Origin of the sequence: Leisingera sp., assembly GCF_034669605.1 — a bacterium.
In the GTDB taxonomy this organism is placed as follows: Bacteria; Pseudomonadota; Alphaproteobacteria; order Rhodobacterales; family Rhodobacteraceae; genus Leisingera.
Genome location: NZ_JAXMOX010000056.1, coordinates 1 through 23,958, shown reverse-complemented (window position 1 = coordinate 23,958; position 23,958 = coordinate 1). Strand labels below are relative to the sequence as shown.

General features: G+C 63.9%; 26 protein-coding genes. 21 read left to right on the top strand and 5 right to left on the bottom strand.

Features of this window, described 5'->3' with window-relative positions; translation table 11 throughout:
* Positions 1–136: 136 nt before the first annotated feature.
* A complete protein-coding gene (locus VOI29_RS09260; protein WP_323778099.1) occupies positions 137–1,084 on the bottom strand; it encodes a tripartite tricarboxylate transporter substrate-binding protein in 948 nt (315 codons plus the stop codon).
* 174 nt (positions 1,085–1,258) lie between these two features.
* Here VOI29_RS09260 and VOI29_RS09255 point away from each other — a divergent pair, with 174 nt between their 5' ends.
* Entirely contained in the window at positions 1,259–2,038 is a 780-nt protein-coding gene (locus VOI29_RS09255; RefSeq protein WP_323778102.1) for an IclR family transcriptional regulator, read from the top strand.
* 48 nt (positions 2,039–2,086) lie between these two features.
* Positions 2,087–3,442: an aspartate aminotransferase family protein gene (locus VOI29_RS09250; RefSeq protein ID WP_323778097.1), complete on the top strand. Its 1,356-nt coding sequence runs from the start codon at positions 2,087–2,089 to the stop codon at positions 3,440–3,442.
* A 138-nt stretch (positions 3,443–3,580) separates the two neighbouring features.
* Here VOI29_RS09250 and VOI29_RS09245 read toward each other — a convergent pair whose 3' ends face one another.
* Complete coding sequence (locus VOI29_RS09245) at positions 3,581–4,870, bottom strand: glutamine synthetase family protein (protein ID WP_323778095.1); 1,290 nt, start codon at positions 4,868–4,870, stop codon at positions 3,581–3,583.
* Between the two features lie 110 nt (positions 4,871–4,980).
* Positions 4,981–6,240, bottom strand: a complete 1,260-nt coding sequence (locus VOI29_RS09240; RefSeq protein ID WP_323778093.1) for a cytochrome P450 — start codon at positions 6,238–6,240, stop codon at positions 4,981–4,983.
* An 81-nt stretch (positions 6,241–6,321) separates the two neighbouring features.
* Here VOI29_RS09240 and VOI29_RS09235 point away from each other — a divergent pair, with 81 nt between their 5' ends.
* Positions 6,322–7,032, top strand: a complete 711-nt coding sequence (locus VOI29_RS09235) for a type 1 glutamine amidotransferase (RefSeq protein WP_323778091.1) — start codon at positions 6,322–6,324, stop codon at positions 7,030–7,032.
* A 61-nt stretch (positions 7,033–7,093) separates the two neighbouring features.
* Here the strand turns inward: VOI29_RS09235 and VOI29_RS09230 are convergent, their stop codons facing one another.
* Both VOI29_RS09230 and VOI29_RS09225 read right to left on the bottom strand, forming a co-directional pair.
* Complete coding sequence (locus VOI29_RS09230; RefSeq protein ID WP_323778090.1) at positions 7,094–7,744, bottom strand: GntR family transcriptional regulator; 651 nt, start codon at positions 7,742–7,744, stop codon at positions 7,094–7,096.
* A gap of 125 nt (positions 7,745–7,869) precedes the next feature.
* Positions 7,870–9,498 (bottom strand): sulfatase-like hydrolase/transferase, encoded by a 1,629-nt coding sequence (locus VOI29_RS09225; RefSeq protein WP_323778089.1) that lies wholly within the window; start codon positions 9,496–9,498, stop codon positions 7,870–7,872.
* Between the two features lie 131 nt (positions 9,499–9,629).
* Here VOI29_RS09225 and VOI29_RS09220 point away from each other — a divergent pair, with 131 nt between their 5' ends.
* The 18 genes from VOI29_RS09220 to VOI29_RS09135 form a co-directional block, all read left to right on the top strand.
* Positions 9,630–10,202, top strand: a complete 573-nt coding sequence (locus VOI29_RS09220) for a GNAT family N-acetyltransferase (protein WP_323778087.1) — start codon at positions 9,630–9,632, stop codon at positions 10,200–10,202.
* A 102-nt stretch (positions 10,203–10,304) separates the two neighbouring features.
* Complete coding sequence (pcaF, locus tag VOI29_RS09215) at positions 10,305–11,507, top strand: 3-oxoadipyl-CoA thiolase (RefSeq protein ID WP_323778085.1); 1,203 nt, start codon at positions 10,305–10,307, stop codon at positions 11,505–11,507.
* A gap of 24 nt (positions 11,508–11,531) precedes the next feature.
* Positions 11,532–12,509, top strand: a complete 978-nt coding sequence (paaA, locus tag VOI29_RS09210; protein ID WP_323778083.1) for a 1,2-phenylacetyl-CoA epoxidase subunit PaaA — start codon at positions 11,532–11,534, stop codon at positions 12,507–12,509.
* Between the two features lie 64 nt (positions 12,510–12,573).
* Complete coding sequence (gene paaB, locus VOI29_RS09205; RefSeq protein ID WP_024089017.1) at positions 12,574–12,858, top strand: 1,2-phenylacetyl-CoA epoxidase subunit PaaB; 285 nt, start codon at positions 12,574–12,576, stop codon at positions 12,856–12,858.
* Positions 12,858–13,631: a 1,2-phenylacetyl-CoA epoxidase subunit PaaC gene (gene paaC / locus VOI29_RS09200; RefSeq protein ID WP_323778081.1), complete on the top strand. Its 774-nt coding sequence runs from the start codon at positions 12,858–12,860 to the stop codon at positions 13,629–13,631. Before paaB ends, paaC begins: the two co-directional genes overlap by 1 nt.
* A gap of 134 nt (positions 13,632–13,765) precedes the next feature.
* A complete protein-coding gene (paaD, locus tag VOI29_RS09195) occupies positions 13,766–14,239 on the top strand; it encodes a 1,2-phenylacetyl-CoA epoxidase subunit PaaD (protein ID WP_323778079.1) in 474 nt (157 codons plus the stop codon).
* 10 nt (positions 14,240–14,249) lie between these two features.
* Positions 14,250–15,323: a 1,2-phenylacetyl-CoA epoxidase subunit PaaE gene (gene paaE / locus VOI29_RS09190; RefSeq protein WP_323778077.1), complete on the top strand. Its 1,074-nt coding sequence runs from the start codon at positions 14,250–14,252 to the stop codon at positions 15,321–15,323.
* A gap of 24 nt (positions 15,324–15,347) precedes the next feature.
* Positions 15,348–16,109 (top strand): Phenylacetic acid catabolic protein, encoded by a 762-nt coding sequence (locus tag VOI29_RS09185; protein WP_323778075.1) that lies wholly within the window; start codon positions 15,348–15,350, stop codon positions 16,107–16,109.
* Positions 16,110–16,463: 354 nt separating this feature from the next.
* Positions 16,464–17,327: a branched-chain amino acid aminotransferase gene (locus VOI29_RS09180; RefSeq protein ID WP_323778073.1), complete on the top strand. Its 864-nt coding sequence runs from the start codon at positions 16,464–16,466 to the stop codon at positions 17,325–17,327.
* A gap of 233 nt (positions 17,328–17,560) precedes the next feature.
* Positions 17,561–18,016: a universal stress protein gene (locus tag VOI29_RS09175; RefSeq protein ID WP_323778071.1), complete on the top strand. Its 456-nt coding sequence runs from the start codon at positions 17,561–17,563 to the stop codon at positions 18,014–18,016.
* A 19-nt stretch (positions 18,017–18,035) separates the two neighbouring features.
* Positions 18,036–18,635 (top strand): 2-hydroxychromene-2-carboxylate isomerase, encoded by a 600-nt coding sequence (locus tag VOI29_RS09170; RefSeq protein ID WP_323778069.1) that lies wholly within the window; start codon positions 18,036–18,038, stop codon positions 18,633–18,635.
* Positions 18,636–18,704: 69 nt separating this feature from the next.
* Positions 18,705–19,271, top strand: a complete 567-nt coding sequence (locus tag VOI29_RS09165; protein ID WP_323778068.1) for a NifU family protein — start codon at positions 18,705–18,707, stop codon at positions 19,269–19,271.
* Between the two features lie 21 nt (positions 19,272–19,292).
* Complete coding sequence (gene tsaB / locus VOI29_RS09160; protein ID WP_323778066.1) at positions 19,293–19,889, top strand: tRNA (adenosine(37)-N6)-threonylcarbamoyltransferase complex dimerization subunit type 1 TsaB; 597 nt, start codon at positions 19,293–19,295, stop codon at positions 19,887–19,889.
* Positions 19,882–20,307: a GNAT family N-acetyltransferase gene (locus tag VOI29_RS09155; RefSeq protein WP_323778064.1), complete on the top strand. Its 426-nt coding sequence runs from the start codon at positions 19,882–19,884 to the stop codon at positions 20,305–20,307. Before tsaB ends, VOI29_RS09155 begins: the two co-directional genes overlap by 8 nt.
* A 154-nt stretch (positions 20,308–20,461) precedes the next feature.
* Positions 20,462–21,457, top strand: a complete 996-nt coding sequence (locus tag VOI29_RS09150) for a BMP family ABC transporter substrate-binding protein (protein WP_323778100.1) — start codon at positions 20,462–20,464, stop codon at positions 21,455–21,457.
* A 17-nt stretch (positions 21,458–21,474) separates the two neighbouring features.
* Positions 21,475–21,828: a nuclear transport factor 2 family protein gene (locus VOI29_RS09145; RefSeq protein ID WP_323778062.1), complete on the top strand. Its 354-nt coding sequence runs from the start codon at positions 21,475–21,477 to the stop codon at positions 21,826–21,828.
* A complete protein-coding gene (locus VOI29_RS09140; protein ID WP_323778061.1) occupies positions 21,825–23,354 on the top strand; it encodes an ABC transporter ATP-binding protein in 1,530 nt (509 codons plus the stop codon). Before VOI29_RS09145 ends, VOI29_RS09140 begins: the two co-directional genes overlap by 4 nt.
* Positions 23,354–23,958: ABC transporter permease (locus tag VOI29_RS09135; RefSeq protein ID WP_416361503.1), on the top strand; the 605-nt coding region annotated here is incomplete at its 3' end. The genes VOI29_RS09140 and VOI29_RS09135, both read left to right, overlap by 1 nt.

The following is a 23,958-nucleotide window of genomic DNA, read 5'->3' as shown; positions in this document are numbered from 1 at the left end:
AAGAGGGCAAAAACCTGCTGTCCGCGCCGCGGTCCGGCAAAGCGGTGTTCACGTTCCGAAGCCATGTGTGAAATTCTTTGTCCGCGCGAGTGAAACGGCACCGGGACCAATCAGACCCCGATGCCGCGGGGGAGGATTACTCCGACAGCAGGCCGCTGATACGGGCCATGGTGCCGATGTCATTGGCAACCCGGGCGGCGCTGTCCCCTGCGTTTTGCCAGTAAACCAGCGCGCCGGTTTCCTTGGCAACGTTCTGCGCGCGTTCGCTCATCACCGTCTTTTCGGCCACGGCGATGATCTTGTCGCGCACATCCTGCGGGGTGTCCTTGGTGACAAACAGCCCGTTCCACAGGGCGATGTCCAGGCTCTTGTCCAGCTCGCCGATGGTCGGCGCATCGGGCGCCAGCGGGATACGCTCGTCGGTGATCGAGACCAGCACCTTGATGTCATCAAGGCAGGGCAGCACCAGCTGCAGTGTGGTGTTGATCACATCCGCATCTCCCGAGGCCAGTGTGTTGCAATCCAGTGCATCAAAGGCCGCGTCCGAGCCCCATTCGAAACCGGCATTCTTGGCATAGGCCTTGGTCACCTGGGTCGGCGTCAGCACATCGCCGAAATGGCCCAGCGCCACGTCGTTTTCCTTGGCATAGGCCGCCAGCTCTTCCATCGAGCTGTAGGGCGCATTGCCCGAGGTCGCGATGACAAAGGGATAGGTCAGGAAGATCCCCAGCGGGTCGAATTTCTCGGGTGTCAGCGGCGGGATGTCGATCTGGTGGCCCATCACCGGCACGCCGATCACAAAGGAGCCGACGGTGTAGCCATCGCTCGGCGCGTTGGCGACTTCAATGGCGCCGGGGAACGGACCGCCGCCGCCGCCCGGCTTGTTCACGACAGCTGCCGCAACACCGTATTCGTTCTGGAAATCCTCTGCGATCATCCGCGTCAGCACATCCTCCAGATCACCCGGCGGCCACGGCACGATGAAATTCACCGGCTTCTCCGGATAGTCGGCCTGCGCCGCAACCGCGCTCAGCCCCAGCGCCGCCGCAGCGGCGGCCCCTTTCATGAGGGTTTTAAGTTTCATGACTTTCCTCCCAGTTTTCATTTCGGCCTTTTGCCGATGGTTCATTATCCGAACCCTTGGTTTGAATTTAGATTGACAGCCCGCCCCGTTATCTGTCAAGAAAATTGCATCCAAGGTGCGTCTTTTTCCGAAGTCGCCACCTGCCAAGATCAAACAGGGAGAATGAACAGGCGCATGGGAACGGTATCCAAAGCCTTGTCATTACTGACATATTTTAACCACGGCCGGACCGGGATCGGGCTCAGCGACCTTACCCGCCTGTCCGGCATGAACAAGGCAACGGTCTACCGGATGATGAGCGAGCTGCAGGTCGCAGGCTTTGTCGAACAGACAGACGGCGACCGCATGTACAGGCTCGGCCCGCAGGTTCTGCGTCTGGCTGCCCTGCGCGAGGCGGCGGTTCCGATTCTCTCCGTGTCCCGCCGGGTGCTGCGCGATCTGAGCGACGAAACCGGTGAAACAACCCACCTCTCGCTCCTGCAGGGCAGCCAGCTGAACTCGCTGTCGCACGCCTATTCGCCGCGCCATGCCACCAAGGTGATGATGGAGGACGCCGAGGTGCTGACCTTTCACGGCACCAGTTCCGGCATGGCGGTGCTGGCCTATGCCGACCCCGGCTTTGTTGACGCGGCGCTGGCGCAGCCATTGCAGGCCCACACATCTGAAACGCTTACCGATCCGCAGGAAATCCGTGCCCAGCTGGCAGATGTCCGCAGCGCCGGCATGGCGCAATCCATCGGCGGTTTTGAGGCGGATGTGCATTCCCACGCTGTGCCGGTCTTCGGCCCCGACCGCCAGGTGATCGGGGCGCTCGCCGTGGCCGCGCCGGTTTCCCGCATGACCCCGGAACAAACACATGGAATCCCCGCTGCCCTGCGCCGCGCGGGTGCCGCCCTCACCCATCGCATCGGCGGCTCGGCGCCTGCAGACTATCCGCAGGACAGCGCCGCCTGACTTCCCCATCTCAGGTCCCACTCGGGGCCACATCCAGGAGCTGACCCCATGAAAGACTCCAACTTCCTGAAAGAACACAACGCCAAATCGCTCTGGCACCCGATGGCGCATCCCGGCGACAGCCTCGCCAACCCGCCCGCGATCATCACCTCGGCGCAAGGCGTGAAGATCACCGATGTCGACGGGCACGAAGTGGTCGATGCGGTCGGCGGCCTGTGGAACGTGAACCTCGGCTTTTCCTGCCAGCCGGTGAAGGACGCGATTGCCGCGCAGCTGAATGTGCTGCCCTATTACTCCACCTTCCGCGGCACCACCAACGACCAGGTAATCCAGCTGGCCGAGGAACTGCGCAAATTCTTTGCACCCGATGGGCTTACCCGCGCCTTCTTTACTTCCGGCGGCTCGGATTCGGTGGAAACTGCCCTGCGGCTGGCCCGTCAGTACCACAAGATCCGCGGCGAGGCCGGCCGCACCAAATTCCTGAGCCTGAAAAAGGGCTATCACGGCACCCACATGGGCGGCGCCTCCGTCAACGGCAATGCCAATTTCCGCACCCAGTACGAACCGCTGCTGCCCGGCTGCCATCACATCCCGGCGCCCTATGCCTACCGCAACCCGTTCAACGAGACCGACCCCGAACGCCTCGCCCAGTTCTGCCTGCAGGCACTGGAGGATGAAATTGCCTTCCAGGGCGCAGGCACCATCGCCGCCTTCATCATGGAGCCGATCCTGGGTGCGGGCGGGGTGATCCCGCCGCATTCCAGCTTCATGCCCGGCGTGCGCGAGATCTGCACGAAACATGGCATCCTGCTGATCGCCGATGAGGTGATCACCGCCTTCGGGCGGACCGGCTCCTGGACCGGTTCGCGCCACTGGGGCGTGCAGCCGGACATGATGTGCACCGCAAAAGCGATCACAAACGGCTACTTCCCCTTCGGGGCGGTGATGATCGCAGATCGCATGACCGAGGTCTTCGAGAAGGACACCACCGGCAAGGCCGCCATCGGCCATGGCTACACCTACTCCGGCCATCCGGTCGGGGCGGCTGCCGCTCTGGCCTGCCTGGAAGAGACCCTGCGCCTGAACGTGCCCGAAAATGCCGCCGCCCGCGGCACCCAGATCCATGAGGGCCTGCTGGCGCTGCAACAAAAATACGAGCTGATCGGCGATGTCCGCGGCGGTCACGGCCTGATGAGCGCTGTGGAACTGGTGTCCGACCGCACCAGCAAGGCAGCGGCGGACAAGGCGTCCACCGGCAGGCTGCAGGAAGCGGCCTATAAGGCCGGCGCGATGGTGCGGGTCTCCGGCCCCAATATCATCCTGTCACCGCCGCTGGTGCTGAGCGAGGCCGAAGCCGCGACCATCCTGTCCGCCCTGGACGCAGGCCTGGCGGCAGCGGGCTGACACCCGCGCCAAACGCCGCCCGCGCCCGGGCCGCAAGGTCCGGGCACCGCGAAATGCCATGGCGGACCTGAAGCAAATGCTTCGGGCCCGCGCCTTCGGCGGCGCCGCTGGCGCGGCGCGGTTGCGGCATATAGAAACTCAGATGAAATGCACGTAGAAATCGCGCATCCCGTCGCCCTCAAGATCACGGGTCTTGCGCACTTCCTTGCGCTTCATGAAGACGTGACTGGCAACCAGCTCCGGCCCCACGGCCTCTGCCAGCACAGTATCCCGCTCCAGATCGCCAACCGCGCCCTTCAGATCCACTGCGGTGCCCTCGCGCGCATCGGTGCGGTCAAAGCCGTCGCCGGTCTCCATCGGCGGCAGCTGGTGGCCGTTCTCCACCCCCAGCCGCGCCGCCTGCAGCACCGCCGCCACTGCCGTGTAGGGATTGGCCGAGGCATCCGCCATCCGGTGCTCCAGCCGCGCCTTGGCGCCGCCCTCGGAACTGATCCGCGTGGTCACATTGCGATGATCGCCGCCCCAGTTCTGCCAATACCCCGACAGCGACCCCGGCTGCAGCCGCATGTAACTGTTGGCGCTGGGTGCAATCAGCCCCGCCAGCCCCTTGTGGTGATGCAGCAGGCCCGCCAGACAGCCGCGCGCCAGATCGTTCATATGCTCTGGCCCGCCCCGCGGCCCCGCGGACAGCGCATTGCCGCCCGCCTCATCCGCAAAGGAAAAGTTGATATGCATGCCCGAACCGCCGGCCTCGGCCACCGGTTTCGGCATGAAGGTCAGGACAATGCCGTATTCCAGCGCCACCTCGCGCGCCATCAGGCGGAACAGCACGATGTCATCTACTGCCTTCACCGCGTCGTCAAAGGTCAGCGTGTATTCAAACTGCGGGCTGTCGAATTCCGCCGTGATCATGTCGAGACTGAACCCCATGTCATCCGCCATCGCCCAGATCCGGTCATTGAATCGCAGGGGATCAGCAAAGGGGCCGGTGCCGTAAACCACGCCGCCCGGCGCGTCATAGGGCATCAGCCGCCCGCGATCATCCGCCTGCAGCGCAAAGGCTTCCAGCTCAATCCCGACTTTCGGCGTCAGCCCGTGTTTCCGCCAGTCTGCCACCGCCCGCTTCAGCGTGCCGCGCGGGCACAGCGGCAGCGGCGCCCCCGCATCGTCGTACAGATCCCCCAGCACCACCTTGGTCGAAGCATGCCAGCTGTCGCGGATATCGTCATGCAGCCACTTCAGCTCCATATCCGGCAGGCCCTGCTTGACCATCGCACCCGGCGCATCCAGCAGGTCCCTGTCATAGTGGGTGCCAAAGACCGAGCGGCAGAACCGGGTCGAGTCATCACCGATCTTGGAATTGGGCAGATACTTCCCCCGCATGATGCTGAGGTGATCGCAAAACATCGCGCGCAGGCGGGTCTTCATGGAACAAGGTCCTTCCCTGTTGGACTGTCTTCGGCATCGTTTCCCGTGCCTTGTTGCTTAACATATATATCGGTTTTTTGCAGAATCTTCCCTTTGGAAGGGGCTGAGGTTCACGCAGCTTCCACCCGCACCGGCAGCGCCTTGATCCCGCCCACAAAGTTTGAGCGCAGAAACTTGTGCGGCCCGGCGGGTTCGATATGCCGGATGCGCCGGGCCAGTTCCTGAAACAGCACCGTCACCTCCAGCCGCGCCAGCCACATGCCCAGGCAGACATGCGGGCCGAACTGGCCGAACGACAGATGCCGGTTCGGGCTGCGGTGCAGATTCACGTGAAATGGATCTTCAAAGTACCGATCATCCCGGTTGGCCGAGGCAAACCAGTACAGCACCTTGTCGCCTGCCCGGATGGTCTTGCCATGCATCTCCACATCCCGCGTCGCGGTGCGGCGGAAATACAGCGCCGGTGTGGCCCAGCGGATGATCTCATCCGCCGCCGTCTCCCAGACCGCGCCGCCCGCCTGCATCTGTTCCAGCAGCTCCGGCTGATGGCACATCGCCTGAATGCCCGCGGCAATCGAATATCGCGTGGTGTCATTGCCCGCCGCCACCAGCAGGCAAAAGAAATTACGGAACTCGTCCCCGGTAATCACCGAGCCATCCTTGGCCGGTTCCAGGATCAGGTTCAGCACCCCCGCAGTATCGCCCGTCTTCGCCTTCGCCTCCATCAGCTCCCTGGCATAGACATACAGCTCCGCCCCGGCGGGGGAGTTGAAGGGCATCATCCGGAACTCATCCGTCTGCATCTTGTCCAGCACATGGGAGGTGAAATCCGGGTCGGTATTGGCAATCAGCGCATCGCCTTTTTCAACCAGCCAGGGCAGGTCCGCCTCCGGCAGGCCCACCACCCGGCCCAGCATCCGCATCGGCAGCTGCCGGGCGATTTCCTTGGTGGCGTCAAACTCCCCCTTGGCCAGCGCCTGATCCAGAATATCCGCGCACAAATCCCGAATATCCTTCTCATACTGCGCCATTGTGGTTTTTGAGAACGCTTTCAGCAGCTTCATACGCACCTTGGAATGCTCCGGCGGGTCGGTTTCCTGAAAGGTCCGCCGCGCCAGGTATTCCTCGTAAGACTGATCCTCCATCCGGATCCCGCGGGCCGAGGAAAACACCTCGGTATTTTTGTTCATCGCCGTGATGTCGTCATAGCGGGTGACCGACCAAAAGTTTTCACCGCCTGCATATTCGGTCCAATGCAGCGGATCCTCGCGGCGCAGCCGGGCAAAGGTGTTGTGCGGCGCACCCTGGGCAAAGGCATCATGGCTGCTCAGATCCGCATGGCCGTCATCCGTGGGGGTCCAGACTGTCATTGCGGGCTTCCCTGACTTGCTTGCTCAATGTATATTAATGGACATCATAAGTATGTAAATGAAAACCTTGCGAGTATCCTGATGCATCTGGCCATCCTGATGACCAACACCGACGAAAGCACGTTTGCCCAGGCCCGCCCGAAGGACGGCGAGAAATTTACCGGCCTCATACAGATGGCGCGGCCGGATTGGCGCACCTCTGAGTTCTCCGTGAAAGACGGCGCATTCCCGCAGGACCTGTTTGCCTTTGACGGCGCAATGATCACCGGCAGCCCGGCCTCGGTCCGCTCCGGCGCGCCCTGGATCACGCAGCTGCTAAAGCTGATCCGCACGGCCCACTGCCGCCGCTTTCCGCTGTTCGGCGCCTGTTTCGGCCATCAGGCCATCGCCCTGGCACTTGGCGGCACGCTTGATCACAACCCGGACGGCTGGGTGCACGGGCTGACCCGCAACCAGCTGCTGAACCGCCCCGGCTGGGCCGGCGGCCTGCCGGATGAGGTAAATCTCTACGGCGCGCACTGTGAATGCGTTGCCACCCTGCCCGAAGGGGCCAGCCCCTTCAGCACCTCTGGCGGCATCAATAGCGGCTTCACCCTTGGGCGCCATATCTTCACCACCCAGCACCACCCGGAGATGAGCCACGATTTCATCACCGCCCTGACCGAAGAGCTGCGCGAAACCCTTGGTTCCAATGTCTACGCCCGCGCGCTGGACAGCCTTGCCGGACGCGCCGACCAGAAAATCTTTGCCGAATGCCTCGCGCGTTTCTTCGAACAGGCCCGGCAGAGCTGATCCACCGCTTCTTTCTGGTTAAAAATACTCCCGCCGGAGGCACCGAGCCGCAAGGCTCCGTTCAGCCCAATGCGGCGAGCAAGTCCATCACCGTCACCTGATCGAACTGAACATGGGAGATCATCGCCGCCTCCGCCCCCTCACCGTCATGAGCTAAGATCAGCGCGGCAATCTCCCGGTGTTCCCTGGCCGACTGCGCAATGGCGCCGGGATAGCGGTAGCGCGCCCGGTAATAGGCCATCAGCTTGCGGGCGTTGGTTTTGATCATCTCGACCAGAAACGGATTGCCCGACCCTTCGGCCACACAGGCATGAAACCTCAGGTTCAGCTGGTAATAGCCCGCCGGATCACCATCGCCTTGCTCCGCTGCATGCCGCGCGCAGGCGGCAACTGCCGCGTCCAGCTCGCTGGCCTGTGCTGGTGACAGCCGCCGCGCCGCCAGTGCCGCGGCCTGCCCTTCCAGCCGGGCATGCACTTCCAGAATCGCCAGGAATTCCTCCAGCGTCGGCTTGAACAGCACCGCGCCTTTGCGCGGCAGCCGCTTGATCAGCCCGATTGCCTCCAGCTGGATAAAGGCCTCGCGCACCGGCGTGCGGGACACCCCGTGGCGGTCCACCAGATCGCCCTCCTCCAGCGGCGCGCCTGGCACCAGCCGGCCGGCCTCGATGTCCTGGAGAATTGCGTTCAGAACCTGTTCCGTCTGCCCTGCCATATCGCACCCTTGCTGCATTTGCGCCAATTTAGGCCCGCTGTGATCGGCTGGCAACGCGGATCGGGGGCGCTGCCCCCGCCCTGCGGGCTCCCCCGGAGTATTTTTGGCAAGATGAAAGAGCGGTGTCAGCCGCGCGGCACCGGCCCACGGTATTTCTCTGTCAGCTCCGGGGCCAGCTCGCCGGCCTCATAGACCCCCAGCAGGATACCCTTGCGGCCGGATGTGCCGCGCCGCGCCTTGATCTGCGCATCCGACAGGGTGATCCGCTGCGACATCCTGAGGCCCCACGTCAGCAGCCGGTCATACATCAGATCGATGACCTCCTGATGAGCTGCTCCTTTGACCAGATCCAACAGTTCGTCCGGGTCGTTCTCCATGTCGAACAGCATCGGACGCAGCCCGCCCTCGGCGTGCATGAACTTCCAGCGTTTGTCCGCCACCATGAACAGCCGCGCATCCTTGGGCTCAAGTCCCAGCTTTTCGCACAGCGGCATGGTGGAATAGTCGAACTCGGCAATGGCATAGTCCCGCCATTCCGGGCTTTCCCCGCGCAGGAACGGCATCAGCGAGCGCCCCTCCAGGATATGCGGTGCCGGATCGCCGCCCGCCGCGTCCAGGAAGGTCGGCAACAGGTCGATCGCCTCGACCAGTTCATCGCAGGTTGTTCCACGTGCAGCATCCGCATCCGCGCGCGGATCGTAAATGATCAGCGGCACTTTGATGGAGGGGTCATGGAACAGGTTCTTCTCCCCCAGCCAGTGATCGCCCAGATAATCACCGTGATCCGAAGTCACCACAATCATCGTGTCCTGCATCCGGCCGGTGTCCTCCAGCCAGCCGAACAGGCGGCCCATCTGGTCGTCGGCCTGTTTGATCAGCCCCATATAGGCGGGGATCACCTTGCCGCGCACCTCGTCCCGGCTGAAGGTTTTGCCGATCTGGTTGTTCATCATGCCCTGAAACACCGGATGCGCGTCCTCGCGCTCAGCATCTGAGCGCACCGCCGGCAGCACATGCTCCGGCCCGTACATGCCGTGATAAGGCGCGGGCACGATATAGGGCCAATGCGGTTTGATATAGCTGAGATGCGCGCACCACGGTTCTTCCGCCTGTGCGATGAAGTCCATCGCCTGAGTGGTCAGCCAGGGGGTTTCGCTGTCCTCCTCGGCAATATTGGCGGGCTTGTCCGCATTGACCATGAACCAGCCCGACGCCACATCCCCGCCCTCAACCGCGGCATTGGCAAAATCGTTCCAGGGGTTGCCGCCGGGATAGCCCTTGCCCTTCAGGTACTCATTGTAGGGGCTGCGCTTTGCGTCATAGAACCCGTCCGGCCCTTCCGCCCACAGCCCGTCATCGCGCACATAGGGGTCAAAGCCGCATTCCGACTGCCGCACGCCGATCTCGCTGTCCGGCGCCAGCCCCAGCCGCTGCATCCCTTCGGCATCGGCCACCATATGGGTCTTGCCGATCAGGTGGCAGCCCATCCCCGCCTTGCGCAGATGGTCACCCATGGTCCACTCCCCCACCCGCAAGGGATAGCTGTTGAACTGCACTCCGTGGCTGGAGGGGTAACGCCCGGTATAGCTCGACATCCGCGACGAGCCGCAGGTGGGCGACTGCACATAGGCGCGGGTGAAGCGCACGCCCCTGGCCGCCAGCGCGTCGATATGCGGCGTCTGCAGATGCGGATGGCCCGCGCAGCTGAGGTAATCGAACCGCAGCTGATCGAACATGATGTAGAGAATGTTCATCGGCGCCTCCCCTATCGATGCAGGCACAATATTAAACAGGTGAAGCATTCTTGACGAGCAAAGTTTCTTGACCGGCCCGCAGGACTGACTGAACCATTGCGCATTTCACTCCAATATTCAGAGGCCTCCCCATGCATTCAGCCCAGCCCCCGATCCGCCCCGCGGCGGCGCACGACTGCTCCAGCCTGGCTGCCCTGTCGATTGAGGTCTGGCTGGGCACCTACCTGCGCCACGGCGTTTCCGCACAGTTTTCCGATTACGCCCTGGACCACTTTACCCCGGCGCATTTCGAGGCCGCGCTGGCGGACCCGCAGGAGCGGTTTCTGGTCTCGCAGAACCAGCAGGGCATCGACGGCTATATCCGGCTGAGCCACGGCCGCCCCTGCCCGGTTGGCGGTCCCTCCTGCACAGAGATTTCGACGCTCTATGTTCAGCCACGCCACCATGGCAGCGGCACCGGCCGCTGCCTGCTGGCGGCAGGGCTGGAGTTGTGCCGCGGGCTGGGCTGGGATGCGCCCTGGCTAACCACCAATTCCGAAAACCGTCCCGCCATCGGCTTTTACCTGCGGCACGGGTTCAGCCGCACCGGCATGACCCATTTTCAGATCGGTGGAGAAAAATACCCCAACGACGTCTTTCAGTTTGCGCAGAGCGGTCAGCCGCACGGCGCACGGGCTAATGCGTTACAGGATTTCACAGAGTAGAAGAAGTGCGTTACATTTAACTTGCCGCGAATCATCTTCCGGCGTATCACCGACCCAACGGTCGGCTTATCCCTGCCGCCGCCACAGGAGACGCGAACACCCATGGATGCTTTCATCTGCGATGCCACCCGCACCCCGATCGGCCGCTATGGCGGCGCCCTCAGCCAGCTGCGCACCGATGACCTGGCCGCCCTGCCGATTGCCGCCCTGGCCGCGCGCAACCCGGATGCGGACTGGGGCAGCCTGGATGACGTGATCCTGGGCGACGCCAATCAGGCCGGTGAAAGCAACCGCAACGTCGCCCGCATGGCGGCGCTGCTGGCGGGCCTGCCCGCCACCGTTCCCGGCACCACCATCAACCGGCTTTGCGCGTCCGGCATGGACGCGGTCGGCATGGCATCGCGCGGCATCAAGGCGGGCGATTATGATATGGCCATCGCCGGCGGCGTCGAAAGCATGAGCCGCGCGCCTTTTGTGATGCCCAAGGCAACCGCCGCCTTCACCCGCGCCAATGCGGTCTATGACACCACCATCGGCTGGCGGTTTGTGAACCCCAAGATGGAGAAGATGTACGGCACCGACTCGATGCCGCAGACCGCCGACAACGTCGCTGCGGATTACGGCGTCTCCCGCGAGGATCAGGACGCCTTTGCCGCCCGCAGCCAGGCCCGCTGGGCCGCAGCGCAAGCGGCCGGTATTTTCAAAGACGAGATCACCCCGGTGACGATCCCCCAGCGCAAGGGCGATCCGCTGGTGGTGGACACCGACGAACACCCCCGCCCCGGCACCTCGGCTGAAAAGCTGGCCGGGCTCAAGGGCGTCAACGGCCCGGACAAGACGGTGACCGCGGGCAATGCCTCCGGCGTCAATGACGGTGCTGCTGCGATCCTGATGACCAACGAGGCTGCGGCCGCCAGAAGCGGATTGAAACCGATGGCCCGCATCGTCGGCATGGCCGCTGCCGGGGTTGAGCCGCGCATCATGGGCATCGGCCCGGTGCCCGCCACCCGCAAGGTGCTGGACCGCACCGGCCTGACCATCGGGCAGATGGACGTGATCGAGTTGAACGAGGCCTTTGCCAGCCAGGGCCTTGCCACGCTGCGCGAACTTGGCATCGCGGACGATGCGCCCCATGTTAACCCTAATGGCGGCGCCATTGCGCTGGGCCACCCGCTCGGCATGTCCGGCGCACGGCTGGTGCTGACCGCCGCCTATCAATTGCAGCGCAGCGGTGGCCGTTATGCGCTGTGTACCATGTGCGTTGGTGTCGGACAGGGGACAGCCCTGATCCTGGAACGCGTGTAACCTAACCCGCAGGAGGTCCCAGACATGTATGCTCAGATGGTCAAATCCGAGGCGACCCAGGACGATCCCGAACAGCTGGCCGCCTTTCAGGCGCGCATCGACGCGGGTGAGAAGATCGAACCCAAGGACTGGATGCCCGAAGGCTACCGCAAGACGCTGATCCGCCAGATCGGCCAGCACGCCCATTCCGAAATCGTCGGTCAGCTGCCCGAGGGCAACTGGATCACCCGCGCGCCGACGCTGGAGCGCAAGGCGATCCTGCTGGCCAAGGTGCAGGATGAGGCCGGTCACGGCCTGTATCTTTACTGTGCGGCGGAAACGCTGGGCGTGTCCCGCGACGAGATGACGGAAATGCTGCTGGACGGGCGCATGAAGTATTCGTCGATCTTCAACTACCCGACGCTGAACTGGGCCGACATCGGCGCGGTCGGCTGGCTGGTCGATGGCGCCGCGATCATGAACCAGGTGCCGCTGCAGCGGACCTCCTTCGGCCCCTACTCCCGCGCCATGATCCGGGTCTGCAAAGAGGAAAGCTTTCACCAGCGCCAGGGCTATGACGCCATCCGCAAGATGGCCGAGGGCACACCCGAGCAAAAGAAGATGGCCCAGGATGCGCTGAACCGCCTTTGGTATCCGTCGCTGATGATGTTCGGCCCCTCCGACAAGGATTCGGTCCATTCGGCGCAGTCGATGGCCTGGAAGATCAAGATGAACACCAATGACGAGCTGCGCCAGAAGTTCGTCGACCAGACCGTGCCGCAGGCCGAGTTCCTTGGCCTGACTGTCCCCGACCCGGATCTGAAATGGAACGAGGAACGCGGCCATTACGATTACACCGACCCGGACTGGTCCGAGTTCTTTGAGGTGATCCAGGGCAACGGCCCGTGCAACGTGGACCGGCTCGCCGCCCGCAACAAGGCCTGGGACGACGGCGCCTGGGTGCGCGACGGAATGCTGGCCCATGCCAGAAAGAAAGCCGCGCAAAAGCACGCCGCCGAATAACCCCAAGCATTCCGGCGCTCCGGCCTGCCGTGCGGCGCCCCCCTCAGCCAGGAGGATTAGAGATATGAAAAACGAATGGCCCCTCTGGGAAGTCTTCATCCGCGGCCAGCACGGGATGAGCCACCGCCACGTCGGCTCCCTGCATGCGCCGGACGCCGAAATGGCGATCAAGAACGCCCGCGACGTCTATACCCGCCGCAATGAAGGCGTGTCGATCTGGGTGGTCGAGGCCAACCGCATCGCGGCCTCCTCTCCCAGCGACAAAGGCCCGCTTTATGAACCGGCCGAGTCCAAAGTCTACCGCCACCCGACCTTCTTTGACATTCCCGAAGACGTGGGGGCGATGTGATGGCCGCGCCGCTTTCCAAGGATGAGGCCTTTCTGCAGTTCCTGCTGCGGATGGGCGACAACACCCTGATCCTGGGCCACCGGACCAGCGAATGGTGCGGCCGCGCGCCGGCGCTGGAGGAAGACATCGCGCTGGCCAACACCGCGCTGGACATGATCGGCCAGACCCAGATGTGGCTTGGCCTCGCCGCTAAAGTGCAAGGCCAAGGAAAATCCGCCGACGACCTCGCCTTTCTGCGCGACGCCTGGGATTTCCGCAATGTGCTGCTGGCAGAGGTGCCGAACCACGATTTCGGCCGCACCCTGATGCGCCAGTTCCTGTTTGACGCCTGGCACTCGATCCAGCTGGGCCGGCTGATGAAATCCTCCGACGAACGGGTCGCGGCGATTGCCGAGAAGGCTTCGAAAGAAGTCGCCTATCACCTGGAGCGCTCCGCCGATACCGTGGTGAGCCTGGGCGACGGCACCGAGGAAAGCCACCGCCGGATGCAAGAGGCGCTGGACTATCTGTGGCCCTACGCGGGTGAGATGTTCCAGTCTGATGACGTGGACGCCGCGATGGTCAAGGCTGGCATCGCCCCCGATCCGGCGGCCCTGCGCGAGGAATACGACGCGCTGGTCACCCGCATCCTGAGCGACGCGACGCTGACCGTCCCGGAGAGCCGCTTTGCCCATAAGGGCGGGCGGAACGGTGCGATGCACACCGAGCACCTGGGCCATCTTCTGACCCAGATGCAATGGCTGCAGCGCGCCTACCCGGGCGCCAAGTGGTAACGGGATTGATGACGAATTAAGGGCAGCGCCTGTCCCCGTAGGGCGGGCTTTGAACGCCTGCCTCCCGTGGGGGGGGGCGGAACGGGCGCTGCCCGGCGTTTCCGCCGGGCGGGACAGCCAAAAGGGATAACCGCATGAGCCAAGTGACAACTCAGCCAAGCACCGCCCGGATCTGGGAGTGGCTTGACGCCGTGCCGGACCCGGAAATTCCGGTGATCTCGCTGGTGGATCTCGGCATTATCCGTGATGTGGCCTGGGAGGGCGGAACCCTGGTTGTCAGCGTCACCCCGACCTATTCCGGCTGCCCGGCAACTGCGGTGATCGCCTTGGATATCGAAACCGCGCTCCGCGACCGCGGCATTACCGATCTGAAACTGCAAACCCGGATCTCCCCCGCCTGGACCACCGACTGGCTGTCGGAAAAAGGCCGCGCCAAGCTGGAGGCTTACGGTATCGCCCCGCCCCAGGCTGCCGGCGGCCCGGAAAAATGCCCGAACTGCGGCAGCAAACATGTCACCAAGGTCAGCCAATTCGGCTCGACCCCCTGCAAGGCCCACTGGCGCTGCCAGGACTGCCTCGAACCCTTTGATTATTTCAAGTGCATCTGAGGAGACCCTGATGGCGCGCTTTCACGACCTTGAAGTCACCGACGTCCGCAAGACCATCCGCGATGCGGTGGTTGTCACCCTGAAGCCCGCGGACGGCGCGGCTGAAGAGTTCAATTTCACCCAAGGCCAGTATCTGACCTTCCGCCGCGACTTTGACGGCGAGGAGCTGCGCCGCAGCTATTCGATCTGTGCAGGCCGCGATGAGGGCATCCTGCAGGTCGGCATCAAACGTGTCGACGGCGGCGCCTTTTCGACCTGGGCCAATACCGAACTGAAGGCGGGCGACACCCTCCAGGCTATGCCGCCGATGGGGAGCTTCTTCACCCCGCTCGACGCAGGCGCCGAAAAGCACTACCTGGGTTTTGCAGGCGGTTCCGGCGTCACTCCGGTGCTGTCGATCCTCAAGACCACACTGGCGGCCGAGCCAAACGCCTCCTTCACGCTGGTCTACGCCAACAAGGGCGTGAACACGATCATGTTCCGCGAGGAGCTGGAGGATCTGAAGAACCTCTACATGGGCCGCTTCAACGTGATCCATGTGCTGGAAACGGATGCGCAGGAAATCGACCTTTTCACCGGCCTGGTGACCGAAGACAAATGCGCCCAGTTGTTCGAGCATTGGATCGACATCAAATCGGTCGACACCGCCTTCATCTGCGGTCCGGAACCGATGATGCTGGGCATCGCCGCGGCGCTGCGCACCGCAGGGCTGGACGACAGCCAGATCAAGTTCGAACTGTTCGCCTCTGCCCAGCCGGGCCGCGCCAAACGCAAGGTTCAGTCAGCGGATGCAGGGACCGGCGCCAATCAGACCAAGGCCGCCATTACCCTGGACGGCGCCACCCAGACCATCGAGATGGGCAAGGACATGACCCTGCTCGATGCAGCGCTGGAAAACGCTATGGACGCGCCATACGCCTGCAAGGCCGGCGTCTGCTCCACCTGCCGCTGCAAGGTGCTGGAGGGCGAGGTCGAAATGGTCGCCAATCACGCGCTGGAGGATTACGAGGTCGAAAAGGGCTATGTGCTGTCCTGCCAGGCCTATCCGGTGACGGACAATGTCGTGGTCGACTACGACCAGTAACGGCAACAGCGAGGGAGCAAGACCATGACAGAAGAGATGAGCATCGAAAGCTATCTGGCCCAGGGCGGCGTGTTGAGCAACCCGTCCAACGTGCCGCCGCGCTACCGCGCCGAGCTGCTGAAGATAATGGCGACCTTTGTCGACAGCGAGCTGGCGGGCGCCGCCGGCTTTGCCGACATCATCAACGAAGGCCCCGGCATCAAGGCCCGCATTGCCGCCGCCCGCATCGTGCTGGAAAAGACCGATCATGCCGACAAGGTGCTGCGTATCATGGGGGAATTCGGCGCCGACACCGAGCGCTATGCCGACCACCACCCCTGGACCGCCCGGCTGGAGCGCGATGCCGATATCGGCCAGAGCCGGACCAAGCACGACATGCGGCTGGCGGTGTTCAACTACCCGCTGGAAGGCTGGGCGGATGCGGTGATGATGAACCTTCTGATGGGCCGTGCTGTGACGCTGCAGCTGGAGGAGCTGTCGCATGTCTCCTACCAGCCGCTGGCCGAAGCGTTCCGCGCTATTCTGCCGGTCGAGGCGCACCATGCGGAACTGGCCGAAGAAGGCTTGATGCAACTGGTTGAGGCGCAAGGCGCGCCGGCGCTGCAAGAGCTGGCGGATTACTGGTGGCCGCGGGTTGCGGCAAGCTTCGGCCAGGAAGCTTCGGAAAAGTTCGAAGGGCTGAAGGCCATCGGCCTGCGCCGCACCCCGAATGCCGGCTTGAAAGCCCGATGGCAGCAGGACGCCGGGGCGGTTCTGGGCAAGAGCGGACTGAAACCGGCTGCGTAAGCAAGCGGGACCGGGCACTCCCGCCCGGGCCTGCGCGCCTCAGGATGCGCGGCCCCGGTTGGGCGGGGCGCGCCTTCCGGCGCGCCGGACCCTGCCGCCACAACACGCATAGGTTGAATAGGTCAGCAATTCTGTCCGAATGTTTCGCGCGCGAAACAAATGGGCAGCAATGCTGACCTATAAGACGCCGCGTCACTTCCTGCCGTTCGCGACCGTTAAGCCGATGAAAAATCAATAAAAAAGATGCAGAATAAGCGCATCGAGACAGCTATTCCATCCGCCTGTCAAGCAAGCATGTCTGGACGGTCGTGCAGACTCTGCCTAGTTTCCGCATCGTAAAGCGAGGGCAGTACAATGGCAGCAGGCAGCAGCATCCGGACCTATTTCGACGGCAAATGGCATGACGGCAACCTGGCGGTGATGCGGGCCGCGGATCATGCAATGTGGCTGGGATCCTCGGTCTTCGACGGCGCGCGGTTCTTTGACGGGATGATCCCGGATCTGGACCTGCACTGCGCCCGCACCAATGCCTCGGCCGAGGCGCTGATGATGACGCCTGCGCTGCCGGCAGAACAGATGGCGGAGCTGGTCCGCGAGGGGCTGGAGGGGTTTGCACCCGGTGCTGCGGTCTATATCCGCCCGATGTACTGGGCCACCGACGGCGATGAGACCCTGATCGCCCCCAGGGCTGACAGCACGTGCTTTGCGGTCAGCCTGGAGGAAATCCCGATGGCGCCGGCAACCGCCGCTGCTACGCTCACCCGCACCCGCTTCCGCCGGCCGGTGCTGGAAAACGCGGTGGTGAACGCCAAGGCCGGCTGCCTGTATCCCAACAATGCCCGGATGCTGCGGGAGGCCCGCAGCAAGGGGTTCTCCAATGCGCTGGTGCTGGATGCGATGGGCAATGTGGCGGAGACCGCGACGTCCAATGTCTTCATGGTGCGCGGCGGCGAGGTGTTCACTCCGATCCCCAACGGCACCTTCCTGGCCGGCATCACCCGCGCCCGCCACATCGCCAACATGCGGGCCGATGGCCTCACCGTGAACGAATGCGTGCTGGGCTATCAGGACTTTGAAGAGGCCGACGAGATCTTCCTTTCCGGCAATATGAGCAAGGTGACCCCGGTCACTGCGTTTGACGATTGCAAGTACCAGGCGGGTCCGGTCGCCAAGCGGGTGCGCGAGATGTACTGGGATTGGGCCTCCGGCCGGCGGTGACGCACAGCGCGCATCTGCGCGGTACCGCGCCGCGCGGACGCGCGGCGCCCGGCCCAATGCCGCCGATGGGTTTCCGGCACAGCCGGAGAGCCCTGCGGCAGCGGGAGCATTCACTGGCCGCGGACCGCCGCCGGCCTAGAGCCAGATTAATACAGCGGCTTGGCAGCTGTGGCTCTATTGCCTGATGCGCCTGCTTGCGCCATGATCCGCGGTGGAACAACGAGAGAGCGAAGATGCGCAAATTCCTAGTGGTCCTGGATGACAGCCGCGAATGCCTGAACGCGATGCGCTTTGCCGCGATGCGGGCGGCGCACACCGGCGCGGGCGTGACGATTCTGTCGGTCATCCCGCCGGACGAATTCAACCACTGGATCGGTGTCGGCGAAGTGATGCGGGAGGAAGCGCGCGAGCGGATCCACTCCCATTTCGAAGTCTTCGCCAAATGGATGCGCGACCGCCAGAACGTCGATCCGGAACTGGTGATCCGCGAAGGCGAACCGGTGCCGGAAATCCTGCAATATATCGAAGACGACGCGGAAATCGGCGTGCTGGTGCTGGGTGCAGGCACCGGGCGCAAGGGGCCGGGACCGCTGGTCACCCAGCTGACCAAGAATTCCGGCACCCTGCCGGTTCCGATCACCATCGTGCCGGGCGACCTGTCGAAAGAAAAGCTGGAAACCATTACCTGACCGGCAGGAGGCAGAGGCAATGGGGCGCAGTGTCACCTTCTGGTTCGAGTTTGCCTCCACCTACTCCTATCTCAGCGCGATGCGGATCAGCAGCGCCGCCCAGGCACGGGGCGTCGCTGTTGCCTGGAAACCGTTTCTGCTGGGGCCCATCTTTACCGCCCAGGGCTGGGACACCTCCCCCTTCAACATCTATCCGGCCAAGGGCCGCTACATGTGGCGCGACATGCAGCGGATCTGCGCGGCGCGCGGGTTGCGGTTCCGCCGACCCGATCCGTTTCCCCAAAACGGGCTGAAGGCCGCACGGCTGGCGCTGGCCGCAGCGGAGCAGGACCGCATCGAAATCTTTGCGCAGGCCGTGTTCCGGGCCCAGTTCGGCGACGGCGCGGATATCTCCGCTGAACCCGTTCTGCTGGATTGCCTGCACAAGGCTGGGCTTGATGCAGCCCTGATCGAGCGCGCGCAATCGCCCGGCATCAAATCGGCACTGCGTGTGCAGACGGATGCGGCCCGCGCCGCAGGTATTTTCGGCGCGCCCAGCTTTACGATCGGGACAGAGTTGTTCTGGGGCGACGACCGGCTGGAGCAGGCTTTGGACCACGCCGCTGCCCGCACAATTTAGAATAGTTCCAAATCTTGACTTAAAGCCGCGCAGAGCGCATATCGGGGGCACGCATAACGGAGACCCGACATGTTCATTCAGACTGAATCCACGCCCAACCCGGCGACGCTGAAATTCCTGCCGGGCCAGACCGTTCTGGAAGCAGGCACCGCCGACTTTCCCAGCGCCGATGCCGCGGGCAATTCGCCGCTGGCTTCCCGCATCTTTGCGGTTGAGGGCGTGACCGGCGTGTTCTTTGGCAATGACTTTGTGACCGTCACCAAGGCGGACAGCGTTGACTGGGACCACATCAAACCCGCCATTCTGGGCGCGGTGATGGAGCATTACCAGTCCGGCCAGCCGGTGATGGCGGACGGCTCAGCCGATCCGGCCTCGGGCCATGCCGAACATTCCGGCGAGGACGCCGAGATCGTCAACCAGATCAAGGAACTGCTGGACAGCCGCGTGCGCCCGGCGGTGGCGCAGGATGGCGGCGACATCACCTTCCACGGCTTTGACCGCGGTGTGGTCTATCTGCATATGCAGGGCGCCTGTGCGGGCTGCCCGTCCTCGACCCTGACACTGAAGATGGGCATCGAGAACCTGCTGCGCCATTACATCCCGGAAGTCACCGAGGTGCGCCCGGTTGCCGTCTGAGCGGTTGCGAAAGGACATCTGATGACTGCTGAACCGCTGGTTCTGGGTTTTGACACATCGGCCGCGCATTGCGCGGCCGCTTTGCTGCGCGGGGACCGGCTGCTGGTGTCCCGGCTGGAGGACATGACCCGCGGCCAGGCCGAGCGGCTGATGGTTCTGCTGGAGGAGGTGCTGTCCGAGGGCGGGGCCGCCTGGCAGGATCTGGATGCGATTGGCGTTGGCATCGGTCCCGGTAATTTCACCGGCATCCGCATCGCCGTCTCCGCCGCCCGCGGACTGGCACTGGGGCTGGAGGTTCCGGCTGTGGGGGTTGACGGCTTTGAGGCCCGCGCCGCCGATGGCACCCTGCCCGCGGTGCCGGCGCCGCGCGATCAGGTCTATGCTGCCTTGCCCGGCGAAGCACCGCGTCTGATGCTGCGTCAGGAGGCTGAGGACGCCGCCCGCGGTGCCGGACTGGCCTTTGCCCCCGAGGCGAGCCCGGCAGGGATTGCCGAGGCCATTGCGCGCCATGCCGCGGCCCGGTTCCGCAGCGTGGCCGAGCCGCCTGCGCCGTTGTATCTGCGCGCAGCTGATGCGGCGCCTTCCAGTGACGTTCCGCCCGCGCTGATTGATGAGTGACCCGCTGACACCCGAGAAGATGGCCGCGACCCATGCCGCGGCCTTTACCCGATCCCGCCCCTGGACCGCCACGGAGTTTGCCTCCCTGCTGGACAGCCCGCTGGTTTTTACCGCCGGTGATTCACGCTGTTTTGCCCTGGGGCGGGTGATCGCGGATGAGGCGGAGCTGCTGACCATTGCCACCCATCCTGCGCATCGGCGCCAGGGATTGGCACAGGACTGCATGGCGGGCTGGGAAACAGCCGTCCGGGACCGCGGGGCGGCAGAGGTCTTCCTGGAAGTGGCCGCGGACAACGCCCCGGCGCAGGCATTGTACCAGGCCCGCGGATTCGCGGAATGCGGGCGCCGGGCCGGCTATTACCGCCGGGATGGCGCAGAAGCCGCAGATGCGCTGCTGATGAGAAAAGCCTTACGCTAGGCCAGTTGCGCGGATTTCGCACCAAATGGTCAAAAAGCAGTTGACCCCCCGCCTGCCGAGCAGGCTAAATTGCCGCACCCTTTTAGGCCTGAACGGGGCCGGGCAGCGGAAAATCCCGCTGCACCCAACAATAATGACAGTGGGAGTTGACCTGATGACCCTGATGAAATCGCTGATGGGCGCGGCCGCGTCGCTGGCCCTGACCGCAGGCGCCGCGCTGGCCGAACCCGCGCTGATCTTCGACCTGGGCGGCAAATTCGACAAGAGCTTCAACGAGGCAGCGCATGGCGGCGCCCAGCGCTGGGCCGAAGAGACCGGCGAAAGCTACCGCGAGATCGAGTTGCAATCCGAAGCCCAGCGAGAGCAGGCGCTGCGCCGCTTTGCCGAGGCCGGCGCCAACCCCATTGTGATGGTCGGCTTTGCCTTTGCCGATGCCCTGGGCCAGGTGGCTGCCGATTACCCGGACACAAAATTCACCATCATCGACATGGTGGTTGAAGGCGACAACGTGCGCTCGGTTGTGTTCAACGAGCACGAAGGCTCCTATCTGGTTGGCATGATGGCGGCGATGGCGTCGAAATCGAACACTGTCGGCTTTATCGGCGGTATGGACATCCCGCTGATCCGCAAGTTTGCCTGCGGCTATGCCGAGGGCGTGAAGGCCGCCAACCCGGACGCCAAGGTGATTTCCAACATGACCGGCACCACTCCGGCGGCCTGGAACGACCCGGTGAAAGGGTCTGAGCTGACCAAGGCGCAGATCAGCCAGGGCGCTGACGTGGTTTACGCCGCGGCCGGCGGCACTGGTGTCGGGGTGCTGCAGACCGCCGCCGACGAAGGCATTCTGTCGATCGGTGTCGACAGCAACCAGAACCACCTGCATCCGGGCAAGGTATTGACCTCGATGACCAAAAAGGTCGGCAACGCGGTTTTCGAGGCGTTCTCCGATGGCGCTGACATGGAAACCGGCTTCTCGGTCATGGGACTGGCCAATGGCGGTGTCGGCTATGCCATGGACGAGCACAACGCACCGCTGGTGTCCGCTGAGATGCAGGCCGCGGTGGACGATGCCGCGGCCAAGATCGCCTCTGGCGAGATCAAGGTGCATGACTACATGTCGGATGACAGCTGCCCGGCGATGAGCTTCTGAACAGAAAGCCCCAGGCCATGACAGGTTCCCTTCACACTCTGTTTGCGGCCTGGGGCGGCCCATCGCCCGAAACCCGCGCCGCAAAAACGGATGCGGCCATCGGGCCACGTTTCTACTACTCCGATCCCAACTGCCCCGCCCCGATCGAAAGCCGCGGCGCCTATCTGGAGTATGTCGCACAGTTCAGCGCGATGATGCCCGGAGCCGCGGCCACGGTGGTTGCCGTCTCGGCGCACCGTGGCCATGCCCGTGCCACGGTGGATTTTGAGAAAGACGGCAAGCGGATGATGCGCGGCCAGTATTTTGCCGATCTTGAAGACGGCAAGGTGGTGCGGCTGATCGGCTTTACAGGCATGGGAGAGCCCGATTGACCGCCCCCGCCATTGAACTCAAAGGCATTTCCAAGGCTTTTGGCCCGGTCCAGGCAAACAAGGACATTTCCATCAGCGTCGCCCCCGGCACCATTCACGGGATCATCGGGGAAAACGGTGCCGGCAAGTCGACGCTGATGTCGATCCTCTACGGCTTTTACAAGGCCGACAGGGGCGAGGTCTGGATCAAGGGCAAACGGACCGCGATCCCCGACAGCCAGGCAGCGATTGCCGCGGGCATCGGCATGGTGTTCCAGCATTTCAAGCTGGTGGAGAATTTCACCGTGCTGGAGAACATCGTGCTGGGGGCGGAGGACAGCGGTCTGCTGATGCCCTCGCTGCGCCGTGCCCGCAAGGAGCTGAAGGCGCTGGAGGCGGAATACGAGCTGTTCGTCGACCCCGACAAGCGTATCGACGAGATCGGCGTCGGCGCGCAGCAGCGGGTTGAAATCCTGAAGGCGCTCTACCGCAAGGCCGAGATCCTGATCCTGGACGAGCCGACCGGCGTGCTGACGCCGTCCGAGGCCGACCAGCTGTTCCGCATTCTCGACCGGTTGCGGGCCGAGGGAAAGACCATCATCCTGATCACCCACAAGCTGCGGGAGATCATGGAGTATACCGATACGGTTTCTGTTATGCGGCGCGGTGAGATGACCGCCACCGTCCAGACTGCGGAAACCAGCCCCGAACACCTGGCCGAACTGATGGTGGGCCGCAAAGTGCTGTTGCGGGTGGACAAGGTGCCGGCCCGGCCTGGCGCGCCGATCCTTGAGATTGAAAACCTGCGGGTGGTGGATGAAGCCGGCGTTGAACGCATCAAAGGCATCGACCTGACGGTGCGCGCGGGCGAGATTGTCGGCATCGCAGGCGTGGCCGGCAACGGCCAGTCAGAGCTGCTGGAAGTTCTGGGCGGCATGCGCGCAGGCAGCGGCAGCATCAAACTGCATGGCACCCCCCTGCCCCTGCGCGGTCCGGGATCGGACGCCAGTGCGCGGCGGCATGCCCGTATCGGCCATGTGCCGGAGGACCGCCAGCGCGAGGGCCTTATCATGGACTTCCACGCCTGGGAGAATGTGGCCTTCGGCTATCACCGCGATCCGGCCTATCAGAGCGGCCTCTTGATGGATAATGCCGCCCTGCGGGCCGATACCGAAGCCAAGATGGAGAAGTTCGACGTGCGCCCGCCCGATCCCTGGCTGGCCGCCAAAAGCTTTTCCGGCGGCAACCAGCAGAAGATCGTGGTGGCCCGTGAAATTGAGCGCAACCCGGAGCTTTTGCTGATCGGCCAGCCGACCCGCGGTGTCGATATCGGCGCCATCGAATTTATTCACAAACAGATCGTGGCCTTGCGCGACCAGGGCAAGGCGATCCTGCTGGTCTCGGTCGAGCTGGAGGAAATCCTGTCTCTGGCGGACCGCGTTGCGGTGATGTTTGACGGCATGATCATGGGCGAGCGCCCGGCGGATCAGACCGACGAGAAAGAGCTTGGCCTGCTGATGGCCGGTGTCGCGGGGGAGGCCGCGTAATGGACAAGATGCCGAAATGGGCCGATGTGGTCCTGATCCCGCTGATCAGCCTGGCTCTGGCCGCCCTGCTGTCGGCGCTGGTGATCCTCGGGATCGGCGAAGACCCGGTGGCCGCGGTCAAACTGATGGTCGATGGCGCCCTGGGTTCGACCTATGGCTGGGGCTACACGCTCTATTACGCCACCAACTTCATGTTCACCGGCCTTGCGGTGGCGGTTGCTGCCCATGCGGGCCTGTTCAACATCGGCGGCGAAGGCCAGGCGATGCTGGGCGGCCTGGGCGTGGCGCTGGTTTGCCTGCTGATCCCCTGGCCGCACTGGTCGCTGGCGCTGGTCTTTGCCGCGCTCGGCGCCGGGGTTTTCGGCGCTGCCTGGGCCGCGATTCCTGCCTATCTGCAGGCCAGGCGCGGCAGCCATATCGTGATCACCACCATCATGTTCAACTTCATCGCCGCGGCGGTGCTGAATTATGTGCTGGTCAACGTGCTGCGCCCCGAAGGCTCGATGGATCCGGCCACCGCGCGCTTCCCCGGAGCGGTGCATCTGCCGTCCCTGCATGAGCTTCTGGCCCCGATCGGCATCAGCTTTTCCAAGTCCGCCCCTGC

Coding starts and splice junctions, on each gene's coding strand:
- VOI29_RS09260 (WP_323778099.1), bottom strand. CDS start 1,084: ATGAAACTTAAAACCCTCATGAAAGGGGCCGCCGCTGCGGCGGCGCTG.
- VOI29_RS09255 (WP_323778102.1), top strand. CDS start 1,259: ATGGGAACGGTATCCAAAGCCTTGTCATTACTGACATATTTTAACCAC.
- VOI29_RS09250 (WP_323778097.1), top strand. CDS start 2,087: ATGAAAGACTCCAACTTCCTGAAAGAACACAACGCCAAATCGCTCTGG.
- VOI29_RS09245 (WP_323778095.1), bottom strand. CDS start 4,870: ATGAAGACCCGCCTGCGCGCGATGTTTTGCGATCACCTCAGCATCATG.
- VOI29_RS09240 (WP_323778093.1), bottom strand. CDS start 6,240: ATGACAGTCTGGACCCCCACGGATGACGGCCATGCGGATCTGAGCAGC.
- VOI29_RS09235 (WP_323778091.1), top strand. CDS start 6,322: ATGCATCTGGCCATCCTGATGACCAACACCGACGAAAGCACGTTTGCC.
- VOI29_RS09230 (WP_323778090.1), bottom strand. CDS start 7,744: ATGGCAGGGCAGACGGAACAGGTTCTGAACGCAATTCTCCAGGACATC.
- VOI29_RS09225 (WP_323778089.1), bottom strand. CDS start 9,498: ATGAACATTCTCTACATCATGTTCGATCAGCTGCGGTTCGATTACCTC.
- VOI29_RS09220 (WP_323778087.1), top strand. CDS start 9,630: ATGCATTCAGCCCAGCCCCCGATCCGCCCCGCGGCGGCGCACGACTGC.
- pcaF (WP_323778085.1), top strand. CDS start 10,305: ATGGATGCTTTCATCTGCGATGCCACCCGCACCCCGATCGGCCGCTAT.
- paaA (WP_323778083.1), top strand. CDS start 11,532: ATGTATGCTCAGATGGTCAAATCCGAGGCGACCCAGGACGATCCCGAA.
- paaB (WP_024089017.1), top strand. CDS start 12,574: ATGAAAAACGAATGGCCCCTCTGGGAAGTCTTCATCCGCGGCCAGCAC.
- paaC (WP_323778081.1), top strand. CDS start 12,858: ATGGCCGCGCCGCTTTCCAAGGATGAGGCCTTTCTGCAGTTCCTGCTG.
- paaD (WP_323778079.1), top strand. CDS start 13,766: ATGAGCCAAGTGACAACTCAGCCAAGCACCGCCCGGATCTGGGAGTGG.
- paaE (WP_323778077.1), top strand. CDS start 14,250: ATGGCGCGCTTTCACGACCTTGAAGTCACCGACGTCCGCAAGACCATC.
- VOI29_RS09185 (WP_323778075.1), top strand. CDS start 15,348: ATGACAGAAGAGATGAGCATCGAAAGCTATCTGGCCCAGGGCGGCGTG.
- VOI29_RS09180 (WP_323778073.1), top strand. CDS start 16,464: ATGGCAGCAGGCAGCAGCATCCGGACCTATTTCGACGGCAAATGGCAT.
- VOI29_RS09175 (WP_323778071.1), top strand. CDS start 17,561: ATGCGCAAATTCCTAGTGGTCCTGGATGACAGCCGCGAATGCCTGAAC.
- VOI29_RS09170 (WP_323778069.1), top strand. CDS start 18,036: ATGGGGCGCAGTGTCACCTTCTGGTTCGAGTTTGCCTCCACCTACTCC.
- VOI29_RS09165 (WP_323778068.1), top strand. CDS start 18,705: ATGTTCATTCAGACTGAATCCACGCCCAACCCGGCGACGCTGAAATTC.
- tsaB (WP_323778066.1), top strand. CDS start 19,293: ATGACTGCTGAACCGCTGGTTCTGGGTTTTGACACATCGGCCGCGCAT.
- VOI29_RS09155 (WP_323778064.1), top strand. CDS start 19,882: ATGAGTGACCCGCTGACACCCGAGAAGATGGCCGCGACCCATGCCGCG.
- VOI29_RS09150 (WP_323778100.1), top strand. CDS start 20,462: ATGACCCTGATGAAATCGCTGATGGGCGCGGCCGCGTCGCTGGCCCTG.
- VOI29_RS09145 (WP_323778062.1), top strand. CDS start 21,475: ATGACAGGTTCCCTTCACACTCTGTTTGCGGCCTGGGGCGGCCCATCG.